Source organism: Labrys sp. E2SS-1L, from assembly GCF_057073705.1.
Genome location: NZ_CP172712.1, coordinates 4352078 through 4366675 on the forward strand (window position 1 = coordinate 4352078; position 14598 = coordinate 4366675).

At 63.8% G+C, this 14598-nt stretch carries 15 protein-coding genes; 10 read left to right on the forward strand and 5 right to left on the reverse strand.

Annotated elements, in window-relative coordinates:
* The first annotated feature begins 118 nt into the window (after positions 1 to 118).
* The 8 genes from ACIGJE_RS20310 to ACIGJE_RS20345 all read left to right on the forward strand — a co-directional run bounded on the left by ACIGJE_RS20310 (position 119) and on the right by ACIGJE_RS20345 (position 7750).
* The gene (locus tag ACIGJE_RS20310) at positions 119 to 778 is read left to right on the forward strand and encodes a GntR family transcriptional regulator (protein ID WP_367623149.1); all 660 of its coding nucleotides are present in this window, start codon (positions 119 to 121) and stop codon (positions 776 to 778) included.
* Between the two features lie 566 nt (positions 779 to 1344).
* The gene (locus tag ACIGJE_RS20315; RefSeq protein ID WP_483678618.1) at positions 1345 to 3225 is read left to right on the forward strand and encodes an autotransporter outer membrane beta-barrel domain-containing protein; all 1881 of its coding nucleotides are present in this window, start codon (positions 1345 to 1347) and stop codon (positions 3223 to 3225) included.
* A gap of 163 nt (positions 3226 to 3388) precedes the next feature.
* Positions 3389 to 4123, forward strand: coding sequence for a FadR/GntR family transcriptional regulator (locus ACIGJE_RS20320; protein WP_367623151.1), 735 nt, complete (start codon positions 3389 to 3391; stop codon positions 4121 to 4123).
* Positions 4120 to 4938: an inositol monophosphatase family protein gene (locus tag ACIGJE_RS20325; protein ID WP_483678619.1), complete on the forward strand. Its 819-nt coding sequence runs from the start codon at positions 4120 to 4122 to the stop codon at positions 4936 to 4938. Before ACIGJE_RS20320 ends, ACIGJE_RS20325 begins: the two co-directional genes overlap by 4 nt.
* Before the next feature lie 159 nt (positions 4939 to 5097).
* On the forward strand, positions 5098 to 6072 hold the full coding sequence (locus ACIGJE_RS20330) for an MBL fold metallo-hydrolase (RefSeq protein ID WP_311935367.1): 975 nt from the start codon (positions 5098 to 5100) through the stop codon (positions 6070 to 6072).
* A 33-nt stretch (positions 6073 to 6105) separates the two neighbouring features.
* Positions 6106 to 6570: a tetratricopeptide repeat protein gene (locus tag ACIGJE_RS20335; RefSeq protein ID WP_311935369.1), complete on the forward strand. Its 465-nt coding sequence runs from the start codon at positions 6106 to 6108 to the stop codon at positions 6568 to 6570.
* A 93-nt stretch (positions 6571 to 6663) separates the two neighbouring features.
* On the forward strand, positions 6664 to 7110 hold the full coding sequence (locus ACIGJE_RS20340) for a DoxX family protein (RefSeq protein ID WP_311935371.1): 447 nt from the start codon (positions 6664 to 6666) through the stop codon (positions 7108 to 7110).
* Positions 7111 to 7336: 226 nt separating this feature from the next.
* The gene (locus ACIGJE_RS20345) at positions 7337 to 7750 is read left to right on the forward strand and encodes a DUF3592 domain-containing protein (protein WP_311935373.1); all 414 of its coding nucleotides are present in this window, start codon (positions 7337 to 7339) and stop codon (positions 7748 to 7750) included.
* 1 nt (position 7751) lies between these two features.
* Here ACIGJE_RS20345 and ACIGJE_RS20350 read toward each other — a convergent pair whose 3' ends face one another.
* From ACIGJE_RS20350 to speB, 4 genes are all read right to left on the reverse strand, one after another.
* Positions 7752 to 9251 carry a hypothetical protein gene (locus ACIGJE_RS20350; RefSeq protein WP_483678620.1) on the reverse strand — a complete coding sequence of 500 codons (1500 nt, stop codon included), beginning with the start codon at positions 9249 to 9251 and terminating at the stop codon, positions 7752 to 7754.
* 78 nt (positions 9252 to 9329) lie between these two features.
* The gene (purN, locus tag ACIGJE_RS20355; RefSeq protein ID WP_311935377.1) at positions 9330 to 9965 is read right to left on the reverse strand and encodes a phosphoribosylglycinamide formyltransferase; all 636 of its coding nucleotides are present in this window, start codon (positions 9963 to 9965) and stop codon (positions 9330 to 9332) included.
* Complete coding sequence (gene purM, locus ACIGJE_RS20360; protein ID WP_483678621.1) at positions 9962 to 11035, reverse strand: phosphoribosylformylglycinamidine cyclo-ligase; 1074 nt, start codon at positions 11033 to 11035, stop codon at positions 9962 to 9964. The genes purN and purM overlap by 4 nt, the downstream gene beginning before the upstream one ends.
* Positions 11032 to 12015, reverse strand: coding sequence for an agmatinase (gene speB / locus ACIGJE_RS20365; RefSeq protein WP_415081770.1), 984 nt, complete (start codon positions 12013 to 12015; stop codon positions 11032 to 11034). The genes purM and speB overlap by 4 nt, the downstream gene beginning before the upstream one ends.
* 186 nt (positions 12016 to 12201) lie before the next feature.
* Between speB and ACIGJE_RS20370 the strand changes: the two genes are divergently transcribed.
* Positions 12202 to 12720, forward strand: a complete 519-nt coding sequence (locus tag ACIGJE_RS20370) for a PRC-barrel domain-containing protein (RefSeq protein ID WP_367623159.1) — start codon at positions 12202 to 12204, stop codon at positions 12718 to 12720.
* Positions 12721 to 12900: 180 nt separating this feature from the next.
* Entirely contained in the window at positions 12901 to 13299 is a 399-nt protein-coding gene (locus ACIGJE_RS20375; protein ID WP_311935386.1) for a (R)-mandelonitrile lyase, read from the forward strand.
* A gap of 27 nt (positions 13300 to 13326) precedes the next feature.
* On the opposite strand, the gene ACIGJE_RS20380 is transcribed toward ACIGJE_RS20375, so the two are convergent.
* Entirely contained in the window at positions 13327 to 14472 is a 1146-nt protein-coding gene (locus tag ACIGJE_RS20380; RefSeq protein WP_415081767.1) for an AAA family ATPase, read from the reverse strand.
* Between the last annotated feature and the right edge of the window lie 126 nt (positions 14473 to 14598).

The window sequence follows — 14598 nt, forward strand, 5'->3', positions numbered from 1 at the left end:
TGCGGTTGCATTCATCATTATTGCAGTTTTGAAACAGTTACAATAAAATTGTATACAAGTTTTGCGTGATTGACTCCGTTGTCCCGGGAGTCGTACGAAATTGCGGAGGATATCGGCCATGAACGAAAAACCCGCGACGCGCCTGCGCAATCAGATCGAGGAAGAAATCGCCACCGGGGTATTCAAGCCCGGCGATCGGCTCGACGAGGTCTCGCTGGCAGCCCGGTTCGGGGTCTCGCGCACGCCGATCCGCGAGGCTCTCCAGCAATTGGCGGCTGCCGGCCTTGTCGAGATTCGCCCCCATCGTGGTGCCATCGTCAGTGCTCCCGATCCCAAGCGCCTGATCGACATGTTCAGCCTGATGGCCGAATTCGAGGCGATCTGCGGGCGCCTCGCTGCCCGCCGCCTGCTGCCGGGCGACGAGGCCGCGCTGAAAGAGACACTGGAAGCCTGCCGCAAGGCGGCCGACAGCGGCGACATGGATGTCTATTACTACGAGAACGAGCGCTTTCATCGCGCCATCTATGTGGCGAGCGGCAACGACTTCATCGCCGAACAGGCCACCGCCCTGCACAAGCGCCTCGCTCCCTTCCGCCGGCTACAACTGCGCGTACGCAACCGCATGCGCACTTCGCTGGCCGAGCACGAAGCCATCGTCGACGCCCTGCTGGCCGGCGACAGTGCCCTCGCCGCCACGCGCCTTTATGATCACGTCGCGGTGCAGGGCGAGCGTTTCACCGATCTGATCGCCTCGCTCAACCGGGCGGCGGCCGAGTAAATCCGGCGTTTCAGCACCATCCCCGCCCCCCTTCAGCACCCGTCGCCCTCGGCAGACAGGGCGGGTATCCGCCCGTCCTCTCGATCCACAGGCGGGCCATCGCTATTCTTCATATTATTCATACTAATGTCACGAGCCGGCCCTATGAAGCCCACAACGCGCTCGCCGTCGAGACTCATGCCGAATTGATCGGGCAAAAGTGTCCAAGCGGCCAACCCGTGACCAGGCATAAGTTACAATTGACAGGATCCAAGGCTTAACGCGCTATTTCGTTGAGATCATAGTGTCCGCTCTGCGGATGACGGTACGAACCGGCAGGCGAATGCTTTGTTTGTACCAGGCACACGTCGGCATGGAATTTTCCATACTGGCATGACTTCCATATCTGCTTCCCATTATCCAGGGCGAGGCCATTGTCCGGCGCCCATCGGGAGGCCATGGCCCGGCGGCAGCCGCCACCGACCGATCTAGCTCGTCACCTACCCAATCCGAACATCATCGCCGGCTTGCAGGCCGGCGAACGCTGCCGCGCAACCACAAGAACCTGCCCACGAGAGAACGAGACCATGTCCTCCATCGCCCTTGATAGGCCCAAGAAGCAGCCTGATCTGTTCCGCAAGCTTGCATGGCCCTGCCTTGTCTGTGCTCCGCTTCTCGCCGCCGCCAGCCTGCCGGCCCTCGCGGTCGAGCCCTGGATCATGGTCGAGAAATCACTGTTCTCCGGCGTAGACGCCTCCCGCGGGCAAGGCGTCACCACCGATGGCACCAATTGGTATTTTTCCGGCACCAATGCCCTGGAAATGACCAGCGGCGCCTTCGATCCAAAATTGCTGGTTACCCCCGCCATTCCGGATGCCCTGAAGAACCCTTCGCAATATTCCGATATCGGGCTCAACCATATCGGCGACATCGACTATGCCGATGGCAAGCTCTACATCTCGCTCGATACGAGCAACCGCTCGCCGACCACCAACGGGAAATATGAAAGGCCGGTCTTCGCGATCTACGACGCCAAGACACTGACCTATCTCGGCCAGGCCTTCGCCCTCAGTCCTCCCCATGGCACGCATGATGTCGCCAGCTGGGTGGCCGTCGACGCCAAGAACGGCGTCGGCTACGGCATGGCCTACGAGAACGCCACGGAACTCGCCGTCTACAACCTTTCGGACTGGTCGTTCCAGAAATACATTCCCTTGTCGCAGACCATCGATCAGGCACAGGGGGGTAAGATCTTCAATGGCTGGATGTATTTTTCGACCGATAACGACCAGAAGCTGATCTACCGCGCCAATCTGCTGACGGGCCAGGTCGAACTCATCGGCAATCTCAAGATCGATGGCGAGCAGGAGGTCGAGGGCCTGGTCTTCAAGAACACGCCCGACGGTTGGTCGATGCATATCCTGAACCGGGAGGAAGACCCGAACCATCCGGGCGAGACTGCGATCGGCTTCTACCGCTATGTACGTCCCTACGGGAATGCGCTTTCGGGCGAAATCCATGCCGATATCAAGGGCGCCTTCATCGAAGACAGCCGCTACCCGCGCGATGCCGCCAACCGGCGCCTGCGCTCGGCCTTCGGCGGTATCGCCGGAACGTCGGGCGGGGCCGCCACGGGCAGCACCGACGGCATCGTCGTCTGGGGCACGCCTTTCGCCGCCACCGGCAGAGCCAAGGGTTCGGGCGACGCGGCCTCCTTCGATCGCACCAGCGGCGGTTTCATCGGCGGTATCGACGCGCCGGTCGGGGACTGGCGTCTCGGTGTTCTCGCCGGCTACAGCCATACGAGTTTCGACGTCTCTGCCCGAACCTCCGATGGTTCCAGCAACAATTATCAGCTCGGCCTCTATGGCGGCACGCAATGGGGACAGCTCGGCTTTCGCACCGGCGCCATCTATGGCTGGCATAATGTCGACACCAAGCGCGACGTTGTATTCCCGGCCTTCCGCGAGAGGCTTTCGGGGCAGTACGATGCCGCGACGGCGCAGGCCTTCGGTGAACTCAGCTACCGCTTCGATCTGGGCCGGAGCGCCTTCGAGCCTTTGGCCAATCTCGCTTATGTCCATCTGGACACGAATGGTTTTGCCGAGAAGGGCGGCACCACGGCCGCGCTGACAGCCCAGAAGAGTTCGGCAGACACCGTTTACACCACATTGGGCCTCCATGCCTCGACCGGTTTCGACCTCGCCGGGACCACGCTGACCCTGCGCGGCACGCTCGGCTGGCAGCACGCCTTCGACGACGCCACCCAGAATGCAAAGCTCGCCTTCAACAACGGCTCGTCCTTCACGATAGCGGGCGCCCCGCTCGCCAAGGATGCGCTGGCGATCGAGGCCGGCGTCGACATCGCGCTTGCCCCCAACACAACCTTGGGCGCCTTCTATTCGGGCCAGCTTGCCAGCCACACCCAGGGCCATGCCTTCAAGGTCAATCTCGACATGAGGCTGTGATCTGAAGGATCCCAGGGCGGTGGGGATTGGACGCAGCGGCTTTACCAAGGCAAGCTCGCCATGCCACCTCACCGCCATCGTCCGAAGATGCTTATCAGCGGCGTGATACGCAGCTAACAGGAATAGAATGAAGAATGCAGCCTTTCCTTCCAAGGTTTCACCCATGAGCTCTCTGGGAGGGAACGCCACCGGCACCAGCCTCTATTCGCGCCTCCTCAACGACATCGGCCAGAGCATCGTACGGGGTGACCTCGCCCCGGGCGACCAGTTGCCCAATGCCGATGACTGGAGTGCCGCCCACGGCGTGAGCCGCACGGTGCTGCGGGAAGTCGTCAAGGTGCTCGCCAACAAGGGCATGGTGGAGATGCGCCCCAAGGTGGGCACGCGCGTTCGCGCCCGCGAAGACTGGAACTTCCTCGATCCCGACGTGCTGGTCTGGCGCTACGGACCAAGAACCACGGCCGAGGAGGCTCGCTCCCTGTTCGAGCTCCGGCGTGCCATCGAGCCGATGGCCGCCGCCCTGGCGGCCGAGCGGGCCAGCGAGGAGCAGGTCGCGCAGTTGCGCCTCCTGCTGGCGCGGATGGAGCAGGCCGGCGACGACAGCGAACGCTTCGCCATACCCGATCTCGCCTTCCATCAGGCTATCTTGCGCATGTCCGGCAACGAATTGATCGGCTCGCTTGCAGCACTGATCGAGACAGCCCTGATGATCAGCTTCCGCCTGACGGACGACAATCCCGGGGGCCAGAGCCACTCGCTCGCTTTGCACCAGGCCGTCGTCGACAACATTGCAAGACGAGATCCGATCGCCACCGCCAAGGCCATCACCTCCCTGCTCGACGAGGCGGAGGAGGACGTCAAGCGCTCCCTGGTGGCAAGGCGCGAACGGAAATCATGACCGGCAACGACATCGACCGGCGGCATCGCTTTGCCCAGGACTGCGCCCGGCAGGCCGGGGCGATCGCGCGTCACTACTTCCGCTCCGGCGAGGCCCTGTCCAGCGCCGAAAAAGGCCGGCACGATCCGGTGACCCAGGCCGATCTGGAAATCGATCGTTTCCTGATCGATCAACTTGCCGGAGCGTTTCCGGCCGACGGCATCCTGACCGAGGAAACCGGCGGCTCACCCGCACGCCATCTGTGGGTCATCGATCCGATCGACGGTACGCTGAACTTTGCCCGCGGCATCGCCCATTTCGCCGTGTCGATCGCCTTTTGCGTCGACGGCCGGACGGAAAGCGGCGTCGTCTACGATCCCGTCAGCAACGAGATCTTCACCGCCCGGCGCGGCCAGGGTGCCTTCTGCAACGGCAGGCCCATCCGGGTGCGAGCGGCACGCGGCCCATCGGATGCGATTGTCGATGCGGGATATTCGCTCCGACATCCTGCCGCCGACTATCTCGGGCTGATCGGCAACCTGCTTGGCCAGGGCTATGCCTTCGTCCAGAATGGCTCCGCGGCGATGGGACTGGCAGCGGTCGCCTGCGGGCGCATCGACGGCTTCTGTGAGCTTTCCCTCAAGAGCTGGGACGTTCTCGCCGGCCTGCTGCTGGTCGAGGAGGCCGGCGGCTGGACCAGCGATTTTCCGCACGGTCCCGGCCTGCTGGAGAACCACAAGGTCCTCGCCTGTACCCCTTCCATTCGCCAATCCCTGCAGGATCTCATGCTGGCGGCGACGACACCACGCGGAGAGATACTCCTCTCGTCCCGCTAGAACAGGCGCGGAACGGCCTCAGCGCGCCCATAGGCTTTTTAAAAAAAACTTTGCGGCGGGCGGGAATAATTCCGCACGCCGCCGGGTCTGGTCACTCAACGGAGGCACTGACAGCCCGTGCCGCCGTCCGGCATGAGCCGTTGAACAGGAGTGACCAGAATGCTGAAGATGACGCGCCGTACGGTGCTGGGTTCTGCGGCGGCAGCCGCAGCGTTCGGCCTGGCGGGAAGACTTGAATTCATAGCCCCTGCCCTCGCCCAGACTGCGGTCGAGCCCAGCGTGGGCTTCTACAAATACAAGGTCGGATCCATCGAGGTGACAGCCATCTATGATGGCATCTGGCGCAAGCCCCACGACCCGACCTTCATCAAGAACGCCTCGGTGGAAGATACCAAGGCAGCCTTGTCCAAGGCCGGCCTGACCACCGAATTCATGCCGATCCCCCTCACGGTTGTCGTGCTCAAGGTCAATGGCAAGTTGATCATGATGGATGCCGGCTCGGGCGTCGGGCAATGGCAGGCCAATGCCACGCATCTGCCGGCCAACATGGCCGCAGCCGGCATCGACTACAAGGCGATCGACACCATCATGATCTCGCATTTCCATCCTGACCATGTGTGGGGCTTGATGGAAAAGGGCACCAATGCGCCTATCTTCCCCAATGCGGAACTGATCGTCAGCGCTGCGGAATATAATTGGTGGACCGATCCGTCGCGCGTCGAGAAGCTCGCCGAAGGGCGGCGGCCCGCCGGCAAGCGCATCGTCGAGAACTTTCCGAAATGGAAGAACTGGAAGCTGGTGCAGGACGGAGCGGAAGTCGCGCCCGGCATCCGGATCCTGTCGGCACCCGGCCACACGCCGGGGCATTCGGTCTATCTTGTCGGCTCGGGCAATGAGCAGTTCATGGTCTCGGCCGACATCATGTATGTGCCCGCTCTGCTCGCCCCCCATCCCGATTGGCAAGGCGCCTATGACCAGGATGGCCCGATGGCCATCGCGACCCGGCGCAAGCTCATCGACCGGGTGATCGCCGACAACATCCGGATCTGCGGCTCGCATTTCCCGTTCCCCGGCAGCGGAACCTTCGTGAAGGACGGCAACGCCTATGGCTTCACGCCGACCGCACAGCTCTGAAACCCGACATTCCTGCCTCCAGGAGAGAAAATCATGCTGAAATATGCAGTCGCAACCGCGGTGGCCACGCTGGCACTGGCCGCGGTCACCACCACGTTGCTCTCGATACCGGCCTATGCCGTCGACAACATCGAATCCACCGACGCGCCGGACCTGACCTCCGTCAAGGCCAAGATCGAGGCCAAGAACTATACCGGCGCCCTGGAGGAACTGCGGGGCCTGGCCGAAGACACCCAGCAGGCCGATGTCTACAATTTGCTCGGCTTCACGCTGCGCAAGACCGGCGACTACCAGACGGCGCTCACCTACTACACCAAGGCGCTGGAACTGCAGCCCGGCCACAAGGCCGCCCGGGAATATCTCGGCGAGCTCTATGTCGAGACCGGCGACGTCGACAAGGCCAAGGTGCAATTGTCGGAACTCGGCAAGCTGTGTCCCCAGGGCTGCGAGGAACTCGAAGACCTGCAGAAAGCCATCGACACCAAGGTGACGAAATGACCTGGGTGACGAAATGACCTGGATGACGAAATGACGTGCGAGCCGGCGGGCGCCAAGGCTCCTGCCGGCCTCCTTCCGTCGGAGGTGGCTGCAATGACCCCAATCAGCAAGATCAAGCCAGGGCTCGCCGATGCCGTGCTGCTCGCCGGCCGGCTGCTGCTTGCCCTGATCTTCATTCACGAAGGCACGACCCTGGCGCTGCATTTCATGCGCACCGTTGAGGCCATGGCCGTGGTCGGCATCAGCGCCCCCCTGGTCGTGGGCGTCATCGCGCTGCAACTGGGTGCAGGCTTGGCCCTCGCTTTGGGTGTGTTCGCCCGCATCGGTGCCATCATGCTCGGCCTGTTCTGCCTCGCCACGGCAACGCTCTTCCACATGGACTTCTCGAGCCAGAATGAATTGCTGCATTTCGAGAAGGACCTTGCCATCGCCGGCGGCATGTTCGTCCTGTCGATTGCCGGATCCGGCGGATTCTCCCTGGATCGGCTGCTGCGGCAAATGCCCTCGGTGCCTGGTCCTTTGAGACGGATCCTGTTCTAGAGCGTGTCGTTTGATTGCCAACCCGGATTGTCGTCATTGCGAGCGTAGCGAAGCAATGACGGCTACTTCACCGCGTGAACATGGAATCGCAACTGAAATACCGGAACAAAACACATTCCCAGCAGACCGCAACCAGCCGGTCTCGCAGCCAGCCTGTTCCCAAGGGGCCGCAAGTGCCGTAAACCCCGGGCATCGGAATTGCGACTGGAACGAAATGATGGTGAGTGTGAAACGTGTGCAAGGCCCGACAGCCCTGCGCGTCGTGGGGCGTACCTTCCTCATCCTGGGCTTCGTCGGACTGCTGGCTGCCCCGGTGCTCGGCATGAACGAATGGCGCAGCCCGCGCACGGCCTCCGCCGCGGGCACCATCGTCTCGGTCAATCCCTATCCGGTCGTCAGCTTCTCGACACCGCAGGGCAGTGTCATCCGCTTCACCAACCTCGTGCGCAGTTCGTTCCTGCGTGAAGGCGACAGCGTGACCGTCGCCTATAATCCGGCCATTCCGACCGATGCCACGCTCGACGGTTTGCTCGGGCGCTGGTTCTTTGCAGGCCTTGCCGGCTTGCTCGGTGCGGCCTTCCTGCTGGTCGGCGGCCTCATGACCATCATCGGCCGCAGGCGCACCGCCGGCAGGGTTTGACTCAATCGGGCTGCGGCAGGCGGAAGACCTGATCGTTGACCTTCACGCTATGCGTGACGATGTCGTAGGAGACGTTCCAGACCAGTTGCCCATTGCCTTCTTCCTTGGCGAGCCCCTTCACGAAGGAGAGGAAGAACACCGCCTTGCGCGCGTCCTCGGCATCGGCTTTGCTGAGGCCTTCCACCACCGCATCGAAGCCGGTAGCAGCCACTGCAAGGCTAGCCGTCGGCTCCGGATTGACCGCCGCGCTGCCGTCGCCCTTCAGGGTATAGGCAGGCGCGGCGACGTTGAAATCAACCTTGTAGTTGAGATCGCCATCGAGCAGCCGGGTCATCAGCGCCACGGCCATCATCTTGCTGAAGGGCGGATCCTGCGTGGCATCGAGGCCGCGGATCAATACGTCCGCCATGCCGTCGAGGCCGTTCAAGGACAGCTTGGTGGAATAATTCGCCTGGGCCGGGATCAGCGAGCGGGCCCATTCGGGCACCACCACATCCGGAATCACGAGGCCGGAATAGTCGAGCGCATCGGAATAATAGCCCTGCTTCACCAAGCCGGTGAGGCTGTAAGCCTGGGTCGCCTTGGCCAGCTTGACCTGGCCGAAAGGCAGGTTGACCCCGAGCCCTTCTATGCTCGAGGTGCTCGAAACCTCCCGCCAGAACGGCAATGCGGTCCGCAGCTTGGTCTTGAGCTCGTCCTGCGCCAGCACGATCTCCCCCTTGGAGGGGTGGTCGCGCAGGAAGGCGACAAGATCGTAGATCGCGGTAAAGCGCATGCCGGTCGCCGAAAGCGTTTGCTGGCCGCCGGTCAGTTCGAACGCAACCGGGAACTGCTGAACCTTCTTGTCCTGGACCTTGCCCTTCAGCCCTTCCAGCTTGCTGTCGAATTTGACGTCGACGCCATCGGCCTCATCAGCCTTGCTGGTAGTCTCGAAACCGAACTTGCCGGTCGAGAGGTCGACATCGGCATCATGGTTGCGCACGGTCGCGCTGCTGCCGTCGCAACCGGCGACCAAGGTCTCGAAGCTCATCAGCTTGGGAGCGAACACGCCCTGGCTGGCACAGGCAGCGAAATTCAGGCTGCCGGTCTCCGTGTTGCCCTCCCGCTCCCGGCTCCAGGCCGCGGCGATGGGCGCCGGGCCGCTCTTTACCGCCCATTTGCCGTCAGGCTGCGGTGTCAGGCGCACGACATAGGGATTGATGCGGGCCACTTCGCCGACGCCCTTGCCCTTGGCATTGTCGAGCTTGCTGCCATCGAAGGAGAGGGTCACGTCATAGCCATCGTCCTTAGGGGCGATGGCAATGAAGCCCTTCTCGAACGGCACCGAGCCGATATAGGACTGGAATGTCTCGGTAAGCTTGCGCGCGCCTTCGGCGGTGGCGGGTTCGGCCAATGCCGGCGCGGCGCCCGCAAGAGCCAGCAAGACGGCGCAGCACGCAGCGGCTGACGACAAAGCCGTTCCCTTCTTCATGCGAAACGCGACACCGTTGATGATCGACATTCTGGTTCCTCGAAAATTCCATATGAAAAGGCTGGGCCGGTAACGAGCTTTAATAGGGCGACAACGCAGCCGCAGATGTCACTCGCAGAACAGGAGATCGCCGGGTGCGATCTCGACGCGCTCGCCCATGACCGGCGCCTCGCCGCGCGCCACGCGCGCAAGGGCGGCCGGGTAGAGCTTGTGTTCGGCATGCAGCACCCGCGCCGCGAGGTCCGAAGCGGTATCGCCGGGCAGCACGGGCACGGCCGCCTGGGCGATGATCGGCCCTTCGTCCATGCCGGGCGTGACATAATGGACGGTGCAGCCATGCAGGCGCACCCCGGCCTCGAGCGCGCGCTCATGGGTGGCGAGCCCGGGAAAAGCCGGCAGCAGGGCCGGATGGATGTTGATCATGCGCCCGGTCCAGCTCTGGACGAAAGGCGCCGTCATCAGCCGCATGAAGCCCGCCAACACCACGAGATCGACGACATGGGCTTCGAGCCGGGCTTCCAGCGCCGCCTCGAAATCGGAGCGGCTGCCAAAAGCCTTGTGGTCGATCGCTTCGGCGGCGATACCGGCCTCACGCGCCCGAGCCAGCCCGGGCGCTCCCGGGCGATTGGAGATAACTGCAACGATCTCAACTGGATAGGCAGGGTCCTTCGCAGCCTCGATGAGCGCAGCCATGTTGGAGCCGCGCCCCGAGATCAGGATGGCGGCGCGCTTGCGTCCCTTCATAGCGTCAGCGTGCCGCGATAGACGACCCGCTCGGCACCTTCCTGCTTCACCACCGTGCCGAGGCGGGACGCCGGCAGGCCGGCTTCGCCGAGAGCCACTTCCACGGCTTGCGCATCTGCCGCGGCAGTAACGACGATCATGCCGATGCCGCAATTGAAGGTGCGCAGCATCTCATGGGCTTCGACGCCGCCCGTGCGCGACAGCCAGCCGAACACAGGCGGTGGCGTGAAGGAGGAGAGGTCGATGGAGGCGGCGATGCCATCCGGCAGCACGCGCGGAATATTGTCCGGGAAGCCGCCACCGGTGATGTGGGCGAGTGCCTTGACGGCCGTACCCGTCGCCTTCAACGCCGCCAGCAAAGGCCGCACATAGATGCGCGTCGGCGTCAGCAACGCTTCGCCGAGCGTCTTGCCCTCGGCGAAGGGCGCCGGCGCATCCCAGCCCAGGCCCGAAAGCTCGACGATCTTGCGGATGAGCGAATAGCCGTTGGAATGCGGCCCCGAGGACGCCAGGCCGAGGATGACGTCGCCTTCGGCCACGCCGCCACGCGGCAGGATGGCATCGCGTTCCACCGCGCCGACGGCAAAACCGGCGAGATCGTAGTCGCCGTCCGCATACATGCCCGGCATCTCGGCGGTCTCGCCGCCGATCAGGGCGCAACCGGCATCCTTGCAGCCTTCGGCGATGCCCTTGACGATGGCGACGCCCTGCCCCGGAGCCAGCTTGCCGGTGGCGAAATAGTCGAGGAAGAACAGCGGTTCGGCGCCCTGCACCACCAGGTCGTTGACCGACATCGCCACCAGGTCGATGCCGACAGTGTCGTGGATGCCGGTCTCGATCGCTACCTTCAGCTTGGTGCCGACACCGTCATTGGCTGCGACCAGGACAGGATCTTTGAAACCGCAGGCCTTGAGGTCGAACAGGCCGCCGAAACCGCCGATCTCGGCATCGGCGCCGACGCGACGGGTGGCCCGGACGAGGGGCTTGATGGCATCGACCATGGCATTGCCGGCATCGATATCGACACCGGCATCGGCATAGGTCAGGGAATTCTTGCGTTCGTTGCTCATGTCCCGGCTTTGCCCTGCTTCCGCTCAGCAATCAAGCCCAGATAATGCTGAACCACCGTTGCGCCCGCAATCGAGGTGATATCGGCATGGTCATAGGCGGGCGCGACCTCCACCAAGTCGCAGCCGACGATGTCGAGGAAGCCGAGCCGGCGCAGGATCATCAGGGCCTGACGCGACGAAGGACCGCCGGCGACCGGTGTACCCGTGCCGGGCGCATAGGCCGGATCCAGGCAGTCTATGTCGAAGGTGATATAGGTCTTGGCATCACCGACCCGCTGGCGGACGCGCTCGACCACCTGGGCGACGCTGAGCGTCTCCAGGTCTTCCCCGTAGAGTATCTCGATACCGCAATCGTCCGGCGCATGGGTGCGGATACCGATCTGGATGGAACGATCTGGCCGGATGATGCCCTCGCGCACCGCGCGTGCCACGAAGGAGCCGTGGTCGATACGGCCCTCGTCGTCATACCAGGTGTCCTGGTGGGCATCGAAATGCACCAGCGCCATCGGGCCGTGCTTGGCGGCATGGGCCTTGAGCAGCGGCCAGGTGACATAGTGATCCCCGCCGATCGAGCACAGCATGGTGCCGGTGTCGATGATGTCGCGCGCCTGCGCCTCGATACAGGCCGGGATCTCGCCGTGACGTGCATAGTCGAAGGAGCAATCGCCATAATCGACCACGGCGAGCTGCTCGAACGGGTCGGCCTGGAAAGGATATTGCGGGTCGCCGTCGAAGATCGCCGAGGCGCGCCTGACACCTTGCGGCCCGAAGCGGGCGCCCGGCCGGTTGGAGACGGCCGCATCGAAGGGAATGCCCCAGACGGCGACATCGATACCGGCCAGGTCACGCTGATAACGCCGGCGCATGAAGGACAGGATGCCGCCATAGGTCGGCTCTGTGGCACCGCCAAGCACCTCCTTGCGGAAGACGGCATTGTCGGTCGGGCGCGGGCGAAGCGGATCGTCGGTTGGGCCAGCCATGGGATCTCCTCTGGCGCTGCTTTACTTAACGAATATCGCCCCTGGCTTTAAGGGCAATGCGTGACAAAGGGAATATGTCCGATGGCGGGACCCCGCCTCGCACCGCAACGGTTAGCCCTGCCGACGCGGAACATCGCATCGCCAGTGTGGTTTGGAGGGTGGAACGGCTCATCAAAGGAGGTTTCCATGATCCTGAGAAAAGCCACTTACACCATCGCCCTCGTCACCTTGCTGGGCTTGCCCGCCGCGGCTTTGGCTCAGCAGACAACCCCCGCGCCGACGGGCGCCGTTTCCTTCGTCACCAAGGCCGAGCCCGGCCAATACCGGGCCAGCCAGCTCGTCGGCGTGAAGATCTACAATGCCAAGGATGAGAATGTCGGCAACGTCAACGACGTGCTGGTCGACAAGAAAGGCACTGTGGTCGGTGTCGTCATCGGCGTCGGCGGCTTCCTGGGTATCGGGGAAAAGAATGTGGCCCTGCCCTACACCGCCATAACCTGGAGCGACACAACACCGGCACCCGCTCAACCCGCCGCCGGTGCGCCGGCACCTGCGGGCACGCCATCGGCAGCACCTGGGACTCCCGAGACCCAGCCCGTCAACCAGGTACGGGACTATCCGGCTCGTGGCATGCTGGCGATGACCAAGGAGCAGCTGGAAGCAGCGCCGGCATTCAAATACGCGTCGGAAGCCGTCACCCAATAGGCGGGCCTTCGACGCCAGCAAGGTTCGGCATGATCGCGGGCTCCCTGGTTGATGCCCACCGCTGTTCCCGGCTCGCCCCTCTTCCCGCCATCCCTGGTGGGAAGAGGGGCTGAACGGACTATGACGATGCAGCCATCACCGCTAAGATCAGGCCCCCTCCCATCCCTCACGAGGATCATCATGGACATCAAGCGGGCCGGCTCGCAGCCTTCCGGGCGCGGACCTGCGGACTGGTTCACCGGCACCGTCCGCATCGATCCCCTGTTCAGCGCGCCTCAGCCGGCGCGCGCCGTCGGCGCCAGCGTCACCTTCGAACCTGGCGCACGCACCGCCTGGCATACCCATCCGCTCGGCCAGACCCTGATCGTAACATCAGGCTGCGGGCTGGTTCAGCGCGAGGGCGGGCCGATCGAGGAGATCAGGCCGGGCGACGTGGTCTGGTTCGCGCCCGGCGAGAAGCATTGGCACGGCGCCACTGCCACCACGGCAATGACGCATACCGCCATCCAGGAGCAGTTGGACGGCAAGGCCGTCGACTGGCTCGAACAGGTCAGCGACGAGCAATATGCTACGCGCTGAGCACGCCATATCGAGCCCCAGGCGTCCTCAGTCGTCTTCGGCGAAATCCCCCGATAGCCGCAGGCCTTCGAGCCAGGTTTCGCCGCCGCGCTTGATCACGCGGTGCGCCGGCACGCCGGAGAGGGTTTCGATGGCATCCGCCAGAGCCTGTGAGTGGGTCACCAGCCAGATCTGGGTCCGGCGCGAGGCGCGCACGATCATGCCCGCCAGCGGAACCAGGAGATCGGGATGCAGGCTGGCTTCTGGCTCGTTCAAGGCGATGAAGGGCGGCAGGCGGGCCGACAACAGGGCCCCGGCCAGCGCGAGATAGCGCAAGGTGCCGTCGGAGAGTTCGCTCGCCTCGTAGACGCGCTTGGGATTGTCCGGGAAGGTCATGCCGAAGGAGGCCATGCGATCGGGCATCGGCACCACCAGGCGGGCACCGGGAAAGGCTTCATCCACGGTTTCGAATAAGGCATCGCTGTCGGCGCGAATATGGACGAGCGTTGCAAAGACAGCCGCCAGGTCGTGACCGTCCGAGGCCAGGGTCGGCGTGGCGACGGCATAGCAGGGCTGGCGCAGCGCGGAATCGCGGTCCGTGCGCAGCCCATGATAGAAACGCCATTCCAGCAAGGCGCGGCGTACAGCAGCGATGTCGACCAGGCGATCGGCATCGTGCAGTGTCGCCAAGGCCGTTTCCGAGGCCAGCAGCGGCACGCCGAACGGGCGCCGCTTGCCATCAGTGCCGGCAATGCTAACGGCCGGCCCCTTGCGCTCCAACAGCGTCTGCTCGCGGCCGCGATGGCCGAATTTGAGAGTCTCGACCTTGACCTGCGGCTCGCCGAGAAAGCCGGTGCCGAGAATGACGCCGCCGGCCTGCTGCACCAGCCCAGCCTCGATGCGGTAGCGATAACGGGCGGTATCGCTCGCCAGGCCGACATCGAGATGGATACGGGCGGGCTCGTTCCGCGGGCGCATTCCGGCCCACAGGGCCGCCGCCAAGCCACCCTCGCGTGCCAGCTCATGGGCGAAGCTGCCCTGAGCCGCTGCCTGGATCAACTGCAGGCCGCGATAGAGATTGGTCTTGCCGGTGCCATTGGCGCCGACGAACACGTTGAGCTCGCCGACCTCGAAATGGATGGAGCGTAGCGAACGATAGCCCTTGAACCAGATATCGCGGACGCTGAAGGACATGGCACGGTTCCGAATCGACAAGGGCCGAGCTTGCCATAGAAGCCGTTTCGGGCAGCGTCTTCCATCGTCACACATAGCGCAACATGCCTATCCACGCAGGCAATCCAAGTGGCGGTGCGGGCTCGG